The sequence below is a fragment of the Streptomyces seoulensis genome, from assembly GCF_022846655.1.
In the GTDB taxonomy this organism is placed as follows: Bacteria; Actinomycetota; Actinomycetes; order Streptomycetales; family Streptomycetaceae; genus Streptomyces.
Genome location: NZ_AP025667.1, coordinates 3,826,415 through 3,843,571 on the forward strand (window position 1 = coordinate 3,826,415; position 17,157 = coordinate 3,843,571).

Below are 17,157 nucleotides of genomic sequence, written 5' to 3' on the forward strand. Positions count from 1 at the left end.
TCCGCTCGCCCGCGACGACAGCCCGCCGTATCCACGCGCGTCGACCGGGCGGCCGGACGGGCCGCCGGGATCTCCGCGAGCGGGAACGGGAACCGGCATCGACGCCTCGCCGAGGGCGCCGGTCAGCCGGTGCGGCAGCACTGCGGGCCCCCAGGGCGAGAGCGGCGCCCAAGGGAGCTCGGAGTGGCGGAACAGCGTTCGACCAGGCATGACACCCCAGGCGGACCTGGGATCCGGACGTCCTAGCCGGCGTCGGCCGCCATCGCCCGCACCAGACTGGCGGGCCGCATGTCGGTCCAGGCGGCCTCGATCGCGTCCAGGCATTCCTGGCGCGACCCCTCCGGGCCCTCGACTCGCCAGCCGCCCGGCACGGCCAGCGTCGCCGGCCAGAGCGAGTACTGGGCCTCTTCGTTCACGAGCACCAGGAACTTGCCCGACTCATCGTCGAAAGGATTGACCACGACGCCCCCCTTGGCAGCACGTACATCAGTTTGTTTTCCGGGCCGTCTCGCAATACCACCGTCGCGGCCCCCGGACGTCTTACCCGATCCGAACGATGCGTCAGATCGAACGAAGGAGCGAATCGCTCCACCCCCGAGATGACAGTGCCGTGCGGCCGGTCGGAACCAGACTGCCCGGACCCTGTGCATTCACACTCATCACACTAAGGGAAAGTCCACGTTCGAAGGTACTCGTTCGATCGATTACCCATCGGTAATAGAGCGCGCAATAATAGCCACGACTGCCCCGGGCATATGCCGATGCGCCCTCAAAGGCCGTCAATCAGCCAACACGTGCCGGAAATGCGGCTGTTGCCCCCATGTGAACCACCCTGATCCGGCTGATCCCCCGCATGCGTTCCCGCGCCCTCACATGAGCACGCATGACGCCGCGCGACGCTCCCATGCGCCGACCGTGCGCCCCGTTTCCGGCCCCGCCGGCCCGGCGAAGAGGCCAGAACGAGACACGAGGACCGAAGAACCGACCGCACGCCCCGCTTTCGGCCGACCGGTATCCGGCCAAGGAGTGCCCTCCGCACCAGTCGAAGCACTTTGGGGCTGTTATGACTGACGAACGATCAATAACCTTACGGAACACGTCATTCCCGGTCCCGACGGAGCATCATGACCACTGCGGCACAGATACCCGACATCCTCTCGCCCGAGTTCGCGGCGGACCCCTACCCCACCTACCGCCTGATGCGGGACAAAGCACCCCTCGTCTGGCATGAGGCCACGCAGAGTTACATCATCTCGCGCTACGAGGACGTCGAACGCGTCTTCAAGGACAAGCAGGGCGAGTTCACCACCGACAACTACGACTGGCAGATCGAGCCGGTGCACGGCAAGACGATCCTCCAGCTCAGCGGCCGCGAGCACGCCGTACGCCGGGCCCTGGTCGCCCCCGCCTTCCGCGGCCGGGACCTGCAGGAGAAGTTCCTGCCCGTCATCGAGCGCAATTCGCGCGAACTGATCGACACCTTCCGGCACACCGGCTCCGCCGACCTGGTCACCGACTACGCGACCCGGTTCCCGGTCAACGTGATCGCCGACATGCTGGGCCTGGACAAGGCCGACCACTCCCGCTTCCACCGCTGGTACACGGCCGTCATCGCCTTCCTCGGCAACCTGTCCGGCGACCAGGAGGTGGCCGCCGCGGGCGACCGCACCCGCGTGGAGTTCGCCGAGTACATGCTGCCGATCATCCGCGCGCGCAGGGAGAACCTGGGCGACGACCTGCTCTCCGTGCTGTGCGCCGCCGAGGTCGACGGGGTGCGGATGAGCGACGAGGACATCAAGGCGTTCTGCAGCCTGCTGCTCGCCGCCGGCGGCGAGACCACCGACAAGGCGATCGCCAGCATCTTCGCCAACCTGCTGGCCCACCCCGACCAGCTCGCCGCCGTCCGGGCCGACCACAGCCTGATCCCGAGGGCGTTCGCCGAGACCCTGCGGTTCACCCCGCCGGTGCACATGATCATGCGGCAGTCCGCGACCGAGGTGGAGCTCAGCGGCGGCACCATCCCGGCCGGGGTCACCGTCACCTGCCTGATAGGCGCGGCCAACCGGGACGAGAACCGCTACCGCGACCCCGACCGCTTCGACATCTTCCGCGAGGACCTCACCGCCACGAACGCCTTCTCCGCGGCCGCCGACCACCTGGCGTTCGCGCTGGGCCGGCACTTCTGCGTCGGCGCCCTCCTCGCCAAGGCCGAGGTCGAGATCGGTGTGGCCCAACTGCTGGACGCGATGCCCGACCTGCGGTTCGCCGACGGCTTCGACCCGGTCGAGCAGGGCGTGTTCACGCGTGGACCCCAGTCCGTGCCGGTGCGGTTCACCCCAGTGTCCGCCTGACGCCGTGCCCCTGGGCCCCGCTCGGGGCCCAGCCGGCCACCGGCTATCCGTCCACCGGGGTGAACCGCACGGGCAGGGTGGTCAGCCCTCGCATCCAGATGGACGACCGCCAGGTCAGGTTCTCGGGGTTCACCGCGAGCACCAGGTCGGGAAGCCGCTCCAGCAGCGTCTCCACGGCGGTGCGGGCCATGACGTCCGCGAGCAGCGGGGCCGGGTAGGGGCACCGGTGCTCGCCGTTGCTGAACGACAGGTGCGCGGCGTTCTCCGCGCCCACGTGCCCCTCGGGCCAGAGCCCCGGGTCGGTGTTGGCGGCGGCCAGCCCGAGCACCAGGCAGTCTCCGGCCTTGATCTGGCGGCCGCCGAGCTGCGTGTCCCGCACCGCCCAGCGGCCGATGAAGTTCTGGGTGGGCGTGTCGAGCCAGAGCACCTCGTTCAGCGCCTCGCCCACGCTGACCCGGCCGCCGGACACGCTGAGTTCGAACCGCTCGTCGGTCAGCAGCAGTCGCAGCGCGTTGCAGATCCAGTTCGCGGTCGGCTGCTGCGCGGCGGCGATGACCGAGATCAGGTCCTGGACGATCTCCTCGTCGGTGAGCCCCGCCGGGTGCGTCACCATCCGCGAGGTGACGTCCTTGCCCGGCTCGGCACGCTTGTCCCGCACCAGCCGCACCAGGCGCTCACCCACGCGCCCGTAGGCGGCGACCGGGTCGTCGCCCTCGGCCGCGTCCAGCGAGATCCGCAGGTCGTCCACGAGCTGCTCGGTGTCCGCGCCCGAGAGCGGCATTCCGCATACCTGCACCACGGCCCGCATCGGCAGCGCGTGCGCGTACGAGGTCATCAGCTCCGCCTGGCCGCTGCCGGCGAAGCGGGCGATCAGCTCGTCGGCGATCAGCTCGCAGTCACGGGCCAGCTCGAACTGGTCCACCCCGGACAGCGCCTCGGTGATGACCCCGGCCCGCCGCCGGTGCTCCTCCCCCTCGGTGAACAGCACCGAGGGCTGGTAGCCGACGAAGGGCATCAGCGGCCAGTCCGGCGGGATGTTGTCCCACTGGTTCCAGCGCCGCGAGTCGCGCGCGAACAGCTCGTCATGGCTGGTCACCTGAGCCACCTCGTGGTAGCCGAGCACCAGCCACGCCGGGATGTCGCCGTCCAGCAGCACCGGCGCGACCGCACCGTGCTCGCGGCGCAGCGCCCGGTACATCTGCGACGGCGTCTGCTGGTACTGCAGGCCCGCCAGGCGCACCGCGTCGGTGTGGGCGGGACAGCCGGGCGGCGCCTGGTGCGCGGAGAAGGGGCCGGGGTCGGTCACGGGGTCGCCTCCTGGGCCGTGGCCAGCGTGTACACATGGTCCACGAGAGTGATCAGCACGTCCTTGCCCGACTCCCTGAACCGTGCGTCGCAGTCGAGCATCGGTACATGATCGGGCAGCGCGAGCGCCTGCCGGATCTCGTCCAGGGAGTGGTGCGTGGCATCGTCCTCGAACCGGTTGACGGCCACCACGAAGGGCGTGCGGTGGTGTTCCAGCCGGTCTATCGCGTACCAGGAGTCGTCCATCCGGCGGGTGTCCACGAGGACGACGGCGCCGAGGGTGCCGGAGAAGAGCCGGTCCCACAGGAACCAGAAGCGCTTCTGCCCAGGCGCGCCGAACAGGTAGAGCACCATGGTGTCGTTGAGGCTGATCCGGCCGAAGTCGAAGGCGACGGTGGTGGTCGACTTCGCCGCCACACCGCTGGTCTCGTCGATGCCGACGCCGGCCTCCGTCATCACCTCCTCGGTGTTCAGTGGCCGGATCTCGCTCACGGAGCGGACCAGCGTGGTCTTGCCGACGCCGAAGCCGCCCACGACGACGATCTTCAGACCGGTTTCCGCCGCGTCGGCCAGTGGCGTGCGGTGGGCGGGCAGCTCAGAGATTGCGGAGCCCATGGAGCACTTCCTTGAGAAGGGCGGGATCGGGGAGCGAGGGGTTCACGGGTGGGTGACGGGCGGTGATCCGACCGGTGTCGAGCAGGTCGCCCAGCAGGATGCGTACGACCGTGATCGGCAGTTCCAGCTCGGCGGAGATCTCCACCACCGAGGTCGGATGCTGGCAGAGGGTCAGGATGCGGGCGTGCTCCGACTGCATTCCCGTGGTCGGGTTGCACTCGGCGACGATGAGTGTGACCAGGTCCAGGGTGTCGTCGACGCTGCTGCGCCCGTTCGTGACCGTGTAGAGCCGGTCGGGGGCGCCGGTGTCCACCGGCTTGCGGCTCACGACGGTGTACTCCCCTGGAACGGCTGCCGGGGCGCGGCCCGCAGGTGCTCGCCGATCTTGTCGACCAGGCCGGTCATCTCCTCGCCGAGGCGGCCGGGGTCGGCGTCCTCGGCGGCGACGACCGCCAGGTGCGCGCCCTCGCCGGCTCCCACGATGCACAGCAGGCCGCCGTGGAAGGCGGTCATGGAGTGGAGTACGCCGCCGGAGCCGTCACCGAACTCCACGGACGCGCCGTGGGACAGGGCCTGGAGGCCGGAGCAGATCGCCGCGAGCTGGTCGGCCTGATCGGCGGCCAGGTCGGGGGTCCAGCACAGCTTCAGCCCGTCCCGTGACAGGACCAGGGCGTGCCGGGCACCGGGGGTCTGCTCCAGCAGGTTCTGCAGCAGCCAGACGAGGCTGTTGTCGGTGGTCTGCATGATGGGTGATGGGACGGTGGTGTCCGGCTGATCGGTCACCGGCCCGTTCCTCCAATCTCATGGGCACGAGGGGGGACATCGCTACCGGGACGCGGCCCGGCGGGGTGTGTGGGGGGTAGGGCTTATCCGGCGGTCGGCGGCTCGGGGTCGGGGTTGCCGCCCTGGGTGCCGCCGGAGGGCTTGCGCGAGCGGTGGAAGGCGCCGAAGCGGGAGCCCACGTCGTGTACGGGACGCTTGCGGGGCGGGGTGGCCTCCGGGGCGGGCCGCTGGGCACGCTCGGCCTCGCTCATGGTGCGGCCGGGCCTGCGGACGGGGAGCCCGTTCGGTGTGGCGGAGGCGGGCGGCTCATGCCGTGTCTGCTCGGGCACTTCCGGCACGATGACGGGCGGCTCGGGCCGGACGGGTGCCTCGGCCACGGGGGCCGGGGCCGGGGCGGGGACGGGGGCCGGGGCCGGCGCTTCGGGCTCCGGGACCGGACGGACGGTGGCCGCGTGGGCCGCCTCCCGCTGCGCGGGCCACGGGTCGCGCTGCTGCGCGATGAGGTGCCTGGGCAGCAGGACGACCACGCCGGTGCCGCCGCGCGAGGAGGGGCGGTAGCTGACGTTGATCCGGTACTTGAGCGCGAGCAGGCCGACCACGGCGAGGCCCAGCCGGGTGCCCTGGAGGGAGGCGAGGTCGGCCATGCTTCCGGCCACCGCGCCCTCGGCGTGCCTCATCGCCGCCTCGGACATGGTCAGTCCGCTGTCCTCGACGGTGACGACGATCCCGGCCCGGTGCTCCTCGACGTAGACGTGGACCTCGTCGGTGGGCGGGGAGAAGTTCGCCGCGTTGTCGATCAGTTCGGCGAGAAGGTGCATCACGCCTTCGGCGGCGAACCCGGAGACGGCTGCCTGGGAGGTGAAGTGCAGCCGGACCCGCTGGTAGGCGGCGATGCGGCCGATGGCGCCGCGGAGGATGCTCTCCATCCGGATCGGCTTGTTCCAGGTACGGCTCGTCTTGCCGCCCATGAGCAGCGCCAGCCGGTCGGCGATCAGGACGAGCTGGGAGGTCTTGTGGTCCAGCCGCATCAGGTCGCCGAGCATCTTGCCGCCGTGCTCGTCCTGCATCTCCCGCAGGTCCGCGAGCATGCTGACGGCCTTGGCCTGCACCCGGCTCAGCGCCTTGGTGGAGGCGATACGGGTACCGCCCGCGCGCCGCTCGCTGCGGGCCAGTTCACTCACGAACCGCTCGCCGAGCTCGTACATCGCCGGCACCTGCGGCAGTTTGAGTTCGCCCAGGACCGTGTCGGCGGAGCGGCCTTCGGCGAGCCGGGCCACGGCGGCGGGCAGCGTCTCGCGCGCGAGCCGGTCCGCTTCGGCGAGGATCTCGTTCAGCGCCTCCTGGGTCCGCAGGCGCTCGTCGTCCGCGGCGGCCGCGCGGCTCACGGCCTCTTCCAGGGCGGCGGCGGAGATGTGGGCGAGCCTGCGCAGGTTCTGGTCGTTGGGCATCGACACGCCCTCGACCGCCTCGACGGCACCGCTGCCGGTCAGCACCAGGTTGTGCAGGGCGGGCAGCGTCACGTTCACCAAGTGGCCGGTCTGCGCCGCCGATTGCTGGGCCTGCGCGCGGAGCCGGTCGTTCTCGGCGGCCTGCGTGGCGGCGGCGAGCTTGGCCCGGCGCAGGAGGAGGTGGCCGACGAGCACCGCCAGAGCCACGCATCCCCAGCCCGCCGCCGCCACCGCAAGTGTCCATCTGCGGGTGCCGGACGGCGCCGCCCCGACCGCGACGCCGGCGGCCACGGCGGCCACCGCCACCACGGCCGCGGGCACCGCCCACGAGCTGCGCTGAACGGCCGTCGAGCGGTGTTGAACGGACGGTGCAGGAACTGACATTCCGCGGTCCCTCGGTCTGCGAGCAGAAAAAAACGGCGGCGACCGAACGCCTCGATCGCGGGTCCGGAAGCGGCCGCCTCGGAGGAAGGCGATCTTCCAGCCGGTTACGCCCACATGCTAGTCACACCGCAAGGCGCGAAGTTCCCATTGGCCCCTCCTGGACCCCCGGACCTGAAGTCGTCGTGAAGCAACCATCCGGACGACAGGGCGTGGTAGAGGGCAGTGCACGCTTCATCGCTGGTGCGGGGCCCGGAAAGACCCCATGCGCACCGGATGCCCCGCCCCCGAGGTAGCGACCGCAAAGCATCCTTGAGGCGTCAACCCCCTTGGGAGGGACCGTTTTCCAGCCAACCGCACGATCAGGCCAGGTGCCGATCAGTCGAGGAAGGCGAGAAAACCGTTCACCCAGACCGCCAGGAACGCGACAGCGACCACCAGGCAACCGGCAGTCGCCAGGCAGCTTTTGGCGGAACCCCCCGCGTCCCGCGCCTCGGTGCCGGCCTCCGGGCCGTCCGCACGCAGTGCCGCGAGTTGCTCCCTGGCGAAGTCCGTGGGGGCGAGCGACTCGGGAGCGTCCCAGCCGAGGGCCGCCAGACGCCTGGACGCCGTGCGGTACCTCGCCTCGAAAGCGGCGGTCTCGGCCGCGTCCCGGTCCTCTTCGAGGTACATCCACCGGCCGGCCTCGGCGGGCTCCCCGTACAGCCGGTACACCTCGGCCAGGCGACGACGGAGCTCCGGATCGCGGGGGAACGACGACACCAGTCCACGCAGACGCTGACGCGCGACGGGGACGCGGCCGGCGGCCAGGTCCTCCTCGACTCGGGCAAGGGTGTCTCTCAGTGGCATGAGCAGATGATCAGGCCGCGTGTTGGCCGGAGTCGAATGGGTTTCCACCCCGACGGGTGAACGTCACCGCCGCCGACTCGCCCGCACCGGGAGGTAGTGTCCGCAGCATTGCCCAATTCCGGGACATTCAAGAGAATTTCCGACAGGGGGCGAGGATGAGCAGGGACGACCGCTTCACGGTGACGACCGGGATCGCCCGGCTGTGCGCGTCACCCGGACTCGCCGGGCCCGGACGGCTCGGGCTGGTGACCAACCACACCGGCGTCCTCCCCGACCTGCGTCCGTCGGCACCCGCGCTGCTCGAGGCGGGCGCCCGGCTGGTCGCGCTGTTCGGCCCCGAGCACGGGCTGTACGGCACCGCCCAGGCGGGCGGCGGCGAGTCCGGCGGGGTCGACCCGGCCACCGGCCTGCCGGTCCACGACACCTACCGGTGCGAAGGCGAGCGCCTCGACAAGCTGCTGATCGACAGCGGTGTCGACGCCCTGGTCCACGACCTCCAGGACGTCGGGGCCCGGTTCTACACCTATGTCTGGACGATGTTCGACCTGATGGTCTCGGCCGCGCGTACGGGCCTGCGGTTCGTGGTCGCGGACCGCCCCAATCCGCTCGGCGGCCTCGTCAGCGAGGGCCCGCTGCTGGACCCGGCTTGGGCGGGCTTCGTCGGACGCGCGCCGGTGCCCGTCCGGCACGGTCTCACCTGCGGCGAGCTAGCCCGCCGGCTTAACACCTCGGCCGTGCCCGAAGCGGCGGGCCGGCAGGTCGACTTGACGGTGATCGAGGCCGTCGGCTGGCGGCGCGCCATGGACGCCGGGGCCACCGGCCTGCCGTGGATCGCACCCTCGCCGAACATGCCGACGCCCGCCACCGCCGCCGTCTACCCGGGGACCTGCCTGTTCGAGGGCACGAACGTCTCGGAGGGCCGGGGCACGACCCAGCCCTTCGAGATCGTCGGAGCGCCGTACATCGACGCCCGCTTCGCCCCCGCGCTCACCGAACTCGCCCTGCCCGGTGTGCACTTCCGCGACCTGCGCTTCGTACCCACCTTCCACAAGCACGCCGGACGCCCCCTGCGCGGGGTGCAGCTCCACGTCACGGACCGCGACGCGTTCGCCCCCGTGCGCACCGCCGTCGCCATGCTCGCCACCCTGCGGCGGCTGTACCCGGACGACTTCGCCTGGGCCGACGGCGCGGACAGCGGCTTCATCGACCAGCTCTGGGGCTCCGACCGGCTGCGGCGCGCGATCGACGCGGGCGAGGACCCGCTGCCGCTGTGCGATCCGCCCGCACCGCCCGGCCGGTGGGCCGGGGAGGACGTACTGCTCTACCCCTGATGGCCGCGACCGCGCATGGAAGGACGTCGATGACCGATCCGACGACGAGAGCCCGGACCGAGTTGCGCGGGTTCCGGGCGGGCGACGGTCCGCCGCTGGTGGCGGCGTGGTGCCGGAGCGCGCCCGCCGACCCCGTCACCGCGAACCGCTTCCGCTCCCTGGTGCTGCTCGACGCCAACTTCGACCCGGCCGGGCTCCGGGTCGCCGTGGAGGACGGCCGGGTCGTCGGCGCGGCCTACGCGGTGCGCCGGCTGACCCCGATGACCGGCACCGACCTGGAGCCGGAGCAGGGCTGGCTGCCGTTCTTCTTCGTCGACCCGGACGCCCGTGGGCGCGGTGTGGGACGGGAGTTGCTCACCGACGCCCTGGACTGGCTGCTCGCCCACGGCCGCACCCGCGTCGACTTCGCCCCGTACACCCCGAACTACTTCCTCCCCGGTCTGGACGCCGGGACCTACCCGGAGGCGGCGGCTCTGCTGGAGTCCCTGGGCTTTCGCACGGTGGACGAGGCGGTGGCGATGGACCGCTCGCTGTCCGGCTACACCCTCCCGCCCGAGGTCGCGCGGCGGGCCGCCGAACTGAGCGCGCAGGGCTACCAGTTCGGCACCCCCACCGACGACGACCTGCCCGCACTCCTCGCCCTGGCCGCCGTCCACTTCGTCCCGGACTGGGCGCGCGCGATCCGGGAGTGCCTGCTCGACGGCGCCCCGCTGGACCGGATCGTGGTCGCGCGGGACCCCTCGGGCCGGCTGGTGGGCTGGGCGATGCACGGCGCGTACGAGTCCGCGATCGAGCGGTTCGGCCCGTTCGGGGTGCTGGACGAGATGCGCGGGACCGGCCTCGGCAACGTGCTGCTGCATCTGGTCCTGGAGCGGATGCGGGCGCTGGGCGCGGGGTCGGCGTGGTTCCTGTGGACCGACCATCAGTCCTCGGCGGCCCGGTTGTACCGCCGGGCCGGGTTCGGCACGACGCGGGTGTTCCGGGTGCTGCGCCGGGAGGCGGCCCGGTGAGCGGCGCACCGCGCGGGCTGAGCCGCCGCCGCTTCGCGCTGGCGCTCCCCGCGACCCTGCTCGCGGCGGGCTGTGCCGCCCCGCGCCAGGGCACCGGGCGGCCCGGCGACCCGGTCGTCCTCACCCTGCTCTCCCACTACGCGAGCGGTGAGCTGAAGGCCGCCCTCCAGGGCCCGGTGGACGAGTGGAACGCCACGCACGACCGGGTCAAGGTGCGCACCAAGGCGGTGGAGTTCAACGACCTGCTGACCACGTTCATGGTCCGGCAGGCGGCCGGGCAGGGCGCCGACATCCTCCAGCCGTACTGCCTGTGGAACGGCCAGCTCGTCCGCGCCGGAGTCCTGCGCCCCGCCCCGCCGGAGGACACGGCGGAGATCACCCGGGGCTACGGCGCGGCGGCGGTCGGCTCGGCATCGGTCGGCGGCACGGTCTACGGCTATCCCACCGAGGCGCAGACGTACGCCCTCTACTACAACAAGCGCCTGCTCCGGGCATCCGGAATCACCCATCCCCCGCGCACCTGGCGGGAGTTGGAGGACACCGCCTACAGCACCACCCGCCGCGACCGGTACGGCAACACCCTGGTCCAGGGCTTCGGCCTGTCGACGTACGACGACTCCACCACCGTCGGCCAGACCCTCGCCCTGCTCAACGCGGCCGGGGGCACGTTCGTGTCGAAGGACGGCAGGAGCACCGCCATCGACTCACCGGCCGGGCGGGCCGTGCTGGATCTGGAGCACCGTCTCGTCAGCCGAGGGGCGAGCGCGCCCGGCGTCAACGTCTACAAGGCGTTCCAGTCCGGGCAGGTGGCGATGGTGATCAGCGCCGGATGGTGGACCGGCAGCCTCAAGTCCCAGATGGGCGCGGCCTATCGGGATGTGGCCGTGGCTCCGGTGCCCGTCCCTGAGCTGGGCGACAAGCCGGCCACGCTCGCCACCGGGTTCATGCTGGGCGTCAACGCCTCCAGTCAACACCCTGGTGAGGCATGGGAGTTCCTGCGTTGGCTCAACAGCGACCGGGTGGGCGTGAGCAAGGGGGCGACGGTGACCCGGATGAGCGCCCTCCAGGTGTCGGTGGGCTCCCTGACCGGCCGCCCCGGCGACATGCGGACGCTGCTCGGCAAGGGCGGCGATCCGAACCTGCGCCCGTTCCTGGACGCGCTGGAGTACGCGGTGCCGGAGCCGAACGTGCCGGGCGCGCAGCAGGCCAAGTCGCTGCTGCGCAAGAACATCGAGGCGCTGTGGACCGGTCAGCAGTCGGTGGAGGCGTCGCTGCGCACCATCCGCCGCCAGGTCGACCAGGAGGTGTCGCGCTCATGGTGAACGCCCTTACCCCGGAGACGACCACTCGGCCGCCGCGCCCGCGCTCCTCGGCGCCCGCGGGAGCCACCGCTGACCGGCTCGGCCGGGCCCGGCGGCATCAGGCGGTGGTCGCCTACCTGTTCCTGGCGCCGACGCTGCTGTTCTTCGCGGTCTTCCTGATCCTGCCGCTGGGCTTCGCGCTGCTGCTGTCGATGTCCCGCTGGGCCGGGTTCGACCTCGGTGACATCCGGCCGGTCGGCCTGGACAACTTCACCAGCCTGTTCGCGGACGGCTCGACCTTCCTGACGCCGATCCTCACCAACACCCTGCTGTTCGCGCTGGGCACGGTGGCCCTGGCACTGGCGGGCGCGGTGCTGGTCGCCACCTGCATCGACAACCTTCGCTTCCAGGGGCTGTGGCGCACCCTGTACCTGCTGCCGATCGTCACGACCGTGGTCGCCGTCGGCAATGTGTGGAAGTACATGTACGAACCGGGCGGGCTGGTCAACGGCGCCCTGAACGCCGTGGGGCTCGACTCGGTGGCGTTCCTCCAGGACCCGGACACCGCGCTGCCCGCCGTGGTGGTCGTGCAGGCGTGGGCGTCGGTCGGCACGGCGATCCTCATCCTGACCGCCGGGCTGAAGTCGATCCCCGAGTCGTACTACGAGGCGGCCGCGCTGGACGGCGCCGGGCCGGTCACCGTCTTCTGGCGGATCACGCTGCCGCTGCTGCGGCCGTCGCTGCTGTTCGTGTGCGTCACCCAGTTCATCACCGGTCTCCAGTCGTTCGCGCTGATCATCGTGATGACCAAGGGCGGTCCCGGTGACGCGACCAACGTGGCCGCGCTGGAGATGTACCGGCAGGCGTTCTCCTACGGCGACTGGGGGACCGCGAGCGCCGCCGCCTTCGTGCTGTTCGTGGTGATCCTGCTGGTCACCCTGGTGCAGTTGTGGATCTTCCGGCGCAAGGGGGAGGACGCATGATCCGCCGCCGTTTCCCGTGGCTGTCGTATCTGGTGGTCGTGACGGGCGCCGTCCTCACGGTGGTGCCGTTCCTCGACATGGTGATGACGTCGTTCAAGGGGCCCGGCGAGTCCGGGACGTTGCCGTACCGGTTCCTGCCCGAGGCGTTCGACCTGTCCAACTACCGGGCGGCCGTCGACCAGCTCGATCTGCCGGTGCTGTTCCGCAACAGCGTCATCGCCACGACCGTCATCAACGCCTCGGTGCTGCTCACCTCGTCGCTGGCGGGCTACGCGCTCGCCAAACTCCGCTTCCCCGGTAGGGACTTCATCTTCCGGCTGGTGCTGTCGACGATGATGTTCCCGCCGTTCCTCTTCTTCATCCCGCACTTCCTGATCCTGGTGCACTGGCCGCTGGCGGGCGGCAACGACCTGCTGGGGCGGGGCGGTGCGGGGCTGACCGTCAGCATCGTGGCGCTGGCGATGCCGTTCCTCGTCAACGGCTTCGGGATCTTCCTCATGCGCCAGTTCATGGTCTCGATCCCGGACGAGGTGCTGGAGGCCGCGCGGATCGACGGGGCCGGGGAGTTCGCCGTGTGGTGGCGGATCGTGGTGCCGCAGACCAAGCCGGTGATGGTGACGCTGGGGCTGCTGACGTTCGTCGACGCGTGGAACGAGTACATCTGGGCGCTGCTGGTGTCGACCGCCAACCCGGGCGTGATGACCCTGCCGGTCGGCATCCAGATGCTCCAGGACCACGTCGACCCGACGCGCACGATGCCGATCGTGATGGCCGGCCTGGTCCTGAGCATCCTTCCGGTGCTGGTCCTCTTCCTGCTGCTCCAGCGGCACTACGTCCGGGGGATCATGCTCAGCGGGCTCAAGTGAGGGGTGCTCACAGGTCGATCATCCTGACCAGGAAGAACGCGGCGATCATCGCGCAGCCGAGGATGATGAGGAACAGCCAGAACCGGGGGTGCTCGAAGGGCCCGCCGTCCGGCCGTTCGGGGTGGGCCTCCGCGGTCGATCCCTCGACGGGAGGGGTCTCGCCGGGCGGCTGCAGTGAGTCGGGCATGGTTCACCTCCTGCGGCGATGCCGCCACCGGCGACACGTGGGGTACTTCGGTCCCGGGGCGCCGCTCGGATGCGGCTCCCCCGTTCTCTCAGGATGCGCCGGTTCCGAGGCCACCGCCGCCCAGCAGCAGCGCCACGTCCAGCGCCGCGACGGCGACAGCCGCCGCGAACGCGGCCCGCTCCCGGCGGCGGCCCAGTACCGTGCCGGCCACCGCGATCAGCCCGGCCCCCGCCAGCGCGGCCACCCGGCGCGCACCGGGCGGTCCGGGCGGCGCCAGCGCCAGCAGGGCGGACGCGGTGACCAGGGGTACCGGCAGCAGCAGTCGTACCCGGTCGGGACCCAGCCGCTGCGGCCAGCCCCGTACGCCGGTCGCCAGGTCCCCGCGGATGTCCGGCAGCACATTGCCGAGGTGGGCCCCGACGCCCAGCAGCCCCCCGGCGGCGACGACCCACCAGGCGGGCCACGGGCGGCCCGGCAGGCCCAGGGTGACGAACGCCGGGAGCGCGGCGAAGGCCACCGCGTACGGCGCCCAGGACCAGCGGGTGGCCTTGAGCCGCAGGTCGTAGGCCCAGGCCGCCGCGACAGCGGTCAGATGGACGGCGCCCGCCGACCGGCCGCAGGCGAAGGAGAGCGGGACGCACAGGGCCAGCGCGGCACACGCGGCCGTCCACACCTGGCCCGTGCCGATCGTTCCGTCGGCGACGGGTTTGCCCCGGCGGCCGGTGTCGACGTCCCGGCGCGCGTCGAAGGCGTCGTTGCACCAGCCGATGGACAGTTGCCCGGTCAGCACGGCGCCGGTGGTCAGCAGGCCGCGTCCCGGTTCCTGACCCGCGGCCACGGTCAGCGCGGCCGTCAGCGCGGTGACCACCACCAGGGGACCGGGGTGGCAGGCCCCGGCCAGGGCGGCCGCCCGGCGGGCCCAGGTCGCCGGGGAGCCGCCGGTCGTCGAGTGCTCGGGAGTCGCCACCCGGCGATCGTAGGAGCCCTCGGCGGCCGGGCAGGGGCGCGCCACGGTCCTGACCGGCCGGACGGGCGATCTCTGGTGTCGGGGCACGGGTCGCGGGAAGGTCTGCTGAGCCCAGATCGGTCTCCGGACGGGAGCCTCATGACGCGGATCGCCGCCCTCCACGGTGCCCTCGCGCCGCACCGGTACGCCCAGTCCGAGATCACCGACATGGTGGCCCGTGCCTGTCTGCCCGAGGGCGCCGACCGCCGGCTGCTGGACCGGCTGCACCACAACGCCGGGGTCCGCTCCCGCCACATGACCCTGCCGCTCGACCGGTACGAGACGCTGGACGGCTTCGGCGCCGCCAACGACATCTTCATCGCCACCGCCACCGATCTGGGCACCAGGGTGATCCGGGAAGCGCTGCGCGGGGCCGGGCTGTCGGCGGCCGATGTGGACCTGCTGGTCTTCACGTCGGTCACGGGTGTCGCCGTCCCGTCGGTCGACGCACGGGTGGCGGGGCGGCTCGGGCTGCGGCCGGACGTCCGGCGGCTGCCGCTGTTCGGGCTGGGCTGTGCCGGAGGCGCGGCGGGCCTGGCGCGGATGCACGACCTCCTGCTGGGGCGACCCGATCAGGTGGCGGTGCTGCTGTCGGTCGAGCTGTGTTCGCTCACCCTCCAGCACGGCGACGCCTCGACGGCCAATCTGGTCGCCACCGGCCTCTTCGGGGACGGCGCCAGCGCGGTCGTGGCCTGCGGCGCCGAGCGCGCGGGCGAGTTCACGGGTCCCACGATCGTGGACGCCCGCAGCCGTCTGTACCCGGACGCCGGTGACGCCCTGGGCTGGGACATCGGGGACTCCGGCTTCAAGGTCGTCCTCGATCCGGGGATTCCCGAGGTGCTGCGCCGCCATCTCGCCGACGACGTCGAGGAGTTCCTCGGCGACCACGGCCTGAAACCCCAGGACGTCACGGCCTGGGTGTGCCACCCCGGAGGCCCCAGGATCCTGGGGGCCGTCACCGACGCGCTCGATCTCCCCGCCGACGAACTCACCTTGAGCAGACGCCACTTGGCCGAGGTGGGCAACCTCTCCTCGTCCTCCGTCCTCCACGTACTGCGCGACACCCTCTCCGAACACCCCCCGCCACCCGGGACTCCGGGCCTGCTGCTGGCCATCGGACCGGGGCTGGCCTGCGAGTTGGTGTTGCTGCGCTGGTGAGGTGAAGGACGGAGGCGGCGGAACTAGGCACGGGAACAGGACACATGATCTGGTACGCACTGCTGGTGGCCGCCGTGGCGGGTGAGCGGGTCGCCGAACTCGTCGTGGCGCGCCGCAACGAGCGGTGGAGCCGGGCCCGGCGCGCGATCGTGGCGGGCGACGGTCACTATCCGGCGATGGTGGCCCTGCACGTGGGTCTGCTGGTCGGCTGCCCGCTGGAGGTGTGGCTCGCCGGCCGGCCCTTCGTGCCCGCGCTGGCCTGGCCGATGCTGGCCGTGCTCGCGGGCGCCCAGGCGCTGCGCTGGTGGTGCATCGGCACGCTCGGGCCGCGCTGGAACACCCGCGTGATCGTCGTACCCGGTCTGCCGCTGGTGGCGCGGGGGCCGTACCGGCTGCTGCGGCACCCGAACTACGTGGCCGTCGTGGCCGAGGGGCTGGCGCTGCCGCTGGTGCACACCGCCTGGGTGACGGCGGTCGTCTTCACGGTGCTCGACGCCGTCGTGCTCACCGTGCGCATCCGGTGCGAGAACCAGGCCCTGGCCACCGCCGACGCACCGGTACCGGCGTGATCGACGTCCTGGTGGCCGGTGGCGGGCCGGCCGGGCTGGCCGCGGCCGTGCACGCGAGGCTCGCCGGACTGACCGTCGTGGTGGTGGAGCCGCGTACAGCGCCCGTGGACAAGGCGTGCGGGGAAGGCGTGATGCCCGGCGGGGTCGCCGCGTTGCGGGCGCTGGGCGTCGAGGCGGCGGGCCGGGAGCTGCGCGGCATCCGCTACGTCGACGGCGCCCGCCGCGCCGAAGCTCCCTTCCGTGACAGCCCGGGGCTGGGCGTCCGCCGTACGACCCTCCACCACGCGCTCCACGAGCGTGCCCTCAGCCTCGGCGTGCACGTCGAGCCCGGCAAGGTCGGTGAGGTGCGCCAGACGCCGGACGGCGTCACGGCCGCCGGGATCACGGCGCGGTGGCTGATCGCCGCCGACGGCCTGCACTCCCCCACGCGCCGTCGGCTGGGGCTGGAACTGCCCGGCGGCGCGCGGGGCCGCTACGGGCTGCGCCGGCACTACCGCGTCGAACCGTGGACGGACTTCGTCGAGGTCCACTGGTCCGGCCACGGCGAGGCGTACGTGACACCAGTCGCCGACGATCTGGTGGGGGTCGCGGTGCTCAGCCGCGTCCGGCGCGGTTACGACGAGCATCTGGCCGGTTTCCCGGCGCTCACCGCCGTGCTGCGCGGGGCCGCCGCGACCCAGGTGCGGGGCGCCGGGCCGCTGCTCCAGCGGGTGCGGCGCAGGGTCGCGGGCCGGGTGCTGCTCGTCGGCGACGCGGCGGGCTACGTGGACGCCCTCACCGGGGAGGGCATCGCCCTCGCCCTGGCGACCGCCGAGGCCGCCGTGCGCGGTGTCGTGGCCGGACGGCCGGAGCGGTACGAGCGGGACTGGACCCTGCTGACGCGGCGCCACCGCCTGCTGACCAGGGCATTGCTGGCCGCGAGCGGCCGTCCGGGGACCGCCCGGCTCGTCGTTCCGCTGGCGTGCCGGGTGCCCGCGGTCTTCTCGGCGGCGGTCCACGCGCTCCGGTGACCGG

Annotated in this window: 18 protein-coding genes; 9 read left to right on the top strand and 9 right to left on the bottom strand. The window is 72.2% G+C overall.

The features are described 5' to 3' along the window. Positions 1 to 242 precede the first annotated feature (242 nt). Positions 243 to 461 carry an MbtH family protein gene (locus HEK131_RS17540; RefSeq protein ID WP_244336040.1) on the bottom strand — a complete coding sequence of 73 codons (219 nt, stop codon included), beginning with the start codon at positions 459 to 461 and terminating at the stop codon, positions 243 to 245. 663 nt (positions 462 to 1,124) lie between these two features. On the opposite strand from HEK131_RS17540, the gene HEK131_RS17545 reads away from it, so the two are divergent. Further along, positions 1,125 to 2,351 carry a cytochrome P450 gene (locus HEK131_RS17545; RefSeq protein WP_244336042.1) on the top strand — a complete coding sequence of 409 codons (1,227 nt, stop codon included), beginning with the start codon at positions 1,125 to 1,127 and terminating at the stop codon, positions 2,349 to 2,351. A gap of 43 nt (positions 2,352 to 2,394) precedes the next feature. On the opposite strand, the gene HEK131_RS17550 is transcribed toward HEK131_RS17545, so the two are convergent. The 6 genes from HEK131_RS17550 to HEK131_RS17575 form a co-directional block, all read right to left on the bottom strand. Continuing rightward, positions 2,395 to 3,657, bottom strand: coding sequence for a cytochrome P450 (locus HEK131_RS17550; protein WP_244336044.1), 1,263 nt, complete (start codon positions 3,655 to 3,657; stop codon positions 2,395 to 2,397). Beyond that, positions 3,654 to 4,271 (bottom strand): GTP-binding protein, encoded by a 618-nt coding sequence (locus tag HEK131_RS17555; RefSeq protein WP_217462071.1) that lies wholly within the window; start codon positions 4,269 to 4,271, stop codon positions 3,654 to 3,656. The genes HEK131_RS17550 and HEK131_RS17555 overlap by 4 nt, the downstream gene beginning before the upstream one ends. After that, entirely contained in the window at positions 4,252 to 4,599 is a 348-nt protein-coding gene (locus HEK131_RS17560) for a DUF742 domain-containing protein (protein ID WP_217462072.1), read from the bottom strand. The genes HEK131_RS17555 and HEK131_RS17560 overlap by 20 nt, the downstream gene beginning before the upstream one ends. Continuing rightward, entirely contained in the window at positions 4,596 to 5,054 is a 459-nt protein-coding gene (locus HEK131_RS17565; RefSeq protein ID WP_244336046.1) for a roadblock/LC7 domain-containing protein, read from the bottom strand. Before HEK131_RS17565 ends, HEK131_RS17560 begins: the two co-directional genes overlap by 4 nt. An 83-nt stretch (positions 5,055 to 5,137) precedes the next feature. Next, positions 5,138 to 6,886, bottom strand: coding sequence for a sensor histidine kinase (locus HEK131_RS17570; protein ID WP_244336048.1), 1,749 nt, complete (start codon positions 6,884 to 6,886; stop codon positions 5,138 to 5,140). Positions 6,887 to 7,261: 375 nt separating this feature from the next. Next, the gene (locus HEK131_RS17575) at positions 7,262 to 7,732 is read right to left on the bottom strand and encodes a DUF6584 family protein (RefSeq protein ID WP_244336050.1); all 471 of its coding nucleotides are present in this window, start codon (positions 7,730 to 7,732) and stop codon (positions 7,262 to 7,264) included. 155 nt (positions 7,733 to 7,887) lie between these two features. Between HEK131_RS17575 and HEK131_RS17580 the strand changes: the two genes are divergently transcribed. From HEK131_RS17580 to HEK131_RS17600, 5 genes are read left to right on the top strand one after another with little or no spacing between them, the layout of a single operon-like run. After that, entirely contained in the window at positions 7,888 to 9,063 is a 1,176-nt protein-coding gene (locus HEK131_RS17580) for an exo-beta-N-acetylmuramidase NamZ family protein (protein WP_244336052.1), read from the top strand. Between the two features lie 29 nt (positions 9,064 to 9,092). Then, complete coding sequence (locus HEK131_RS17585; RefSeq protein ID WP_244336054.1) at positions 9,093 to 10,073, top strand: GNAT family N-acetyltransferase; 981 nt, start codon at positions 9,093 to 9,095, stop codon at positions 10,071 to 10,073. Next, complete coding sequence (locus HEK131_RS17590) at positions 10,070 to 11,395, top strand: ABC transporter substrate-binding protein (RefSeq protein WP_244336056.1); 1,326 nt, start codon at positions 10,070 to 10,072, stop codon at positions 11,393 to 11,395. Before HEK131_RS17585 ends, HEK131_RS17590 begins: the two co-directional genes overlap by 4 nt. Next, positions 11,389 to 12,357 carry a carbohydrate ABC transporter permease gene (locus HEK131_RS17595; protein ID WP_244336058.1) on the top strand — a complete coding sequence of 323 codons (969 nt, stop codon included), beginning with the start codon at positions 11,389 to 11,391 and terminating at the stop codon, positions 12,355 to 12,357. The genes HEK131_RS17590 and HEK131_RS17595 overlap by 7 nt, the downstream gene beginning before the upstream one ends. Further along, positions 12,354 to 13,223 carry a carbohydrate ABC transporter permease gene (locus HEK131_RS17600; protein WP_217462078.1) on the top strand — a complete coding sequence of 290 codons (870 nt, stop codon included), beginning with the start codon at positions 12,354 to 12,356 and terminating at the stop codon, positions 13,221 to 13,223. Before HEK131_RS17595 ends, HEK131_RS17600 begins: the two co-directional genes overlap by 4 nt. A gap of 7 nt (positions 13,224 to 13,230) precedes the next feature. Here HEK131_RS17600 and HEK131_RS17605 read toward each other — a convergent pair whose 3' ends face one another. Next, positions 13,231 to 13,410, bottom strand: coding sequence for a DUF6480 family protein (locus HEK131_RS17605; RefSeq protein ID WP_217462079.1), 180 nt, complete (start codon positions 13,408 to 13,410; stop codon positions 13,231 to 13,233). Positions 13,411 to 13,498: 88 nt separating this feature from the next. Then, positions 13,499 to 14,377, bottom strand: a complete 879-nt coding sequence (locus tag HEK131_RS17610; protein WP_217462080.1) for a UbiA family prenyltransferase — start codon at positions 14,375 to 14,377, stop codon at positions 13,499 to 13,501. A gap of 138 nt (positions 14,378 to 14,515) precedes the next feature. Between HEK131_RS17610 and HEK131_RS17615 the strand changes: the two genes are divergently transcribed. Genes HEK131_RS17615 through HEK131_RS17625 form a run of 3 tightly spaced genes read left to right on the top strand, consistent with a single transcriptional unit; the run spans position 14,516 to position 17,153 of the window. Beyond that, on the top strand, positions 14,516 to 15,574 hold the full coding sequence (locus HEK131_RS17615; protein ID WP_244336060.1) for a type III polyketide synthase: 1,059 nt from the start codon (positions 14,516 to 14,518) through the stop codon (positions 15,572 to 15,574). 44 nt (positions 15,575 to 15,618) lie between these two features. After that, the gene (locus tag HEK131_RS17620) at positions 15,619 to 16,143 is read left to right on the top strand and encodes an isoprenylcysteine carboxyl methyltransferase family protein (protein WP_244336062.1); all 525 of its coding nucleotides are present in this window, start codon (positions 15,619 to 15,621) and stop codon (positions 16,141 to 16,143) included. Then, complete coding sequence (locus HEK131_RS17625) at positions 16,140 to 17,153, top strand: NAD(P)/FAD-dependent oxidoreductase (RefSeq protein WP_244336064.1); 1,014 nt, start codon at positions 16,140 to 16,142, stop codon at positions 17,151 to 17,153. The genes HEK131_RS17620 and HEK131_RS17625 overlap by 4 nt, the downstream gene beginning before the upstream one ends. Positions 17,154 to 17,157: the final 4 nt, after the last annotated feature.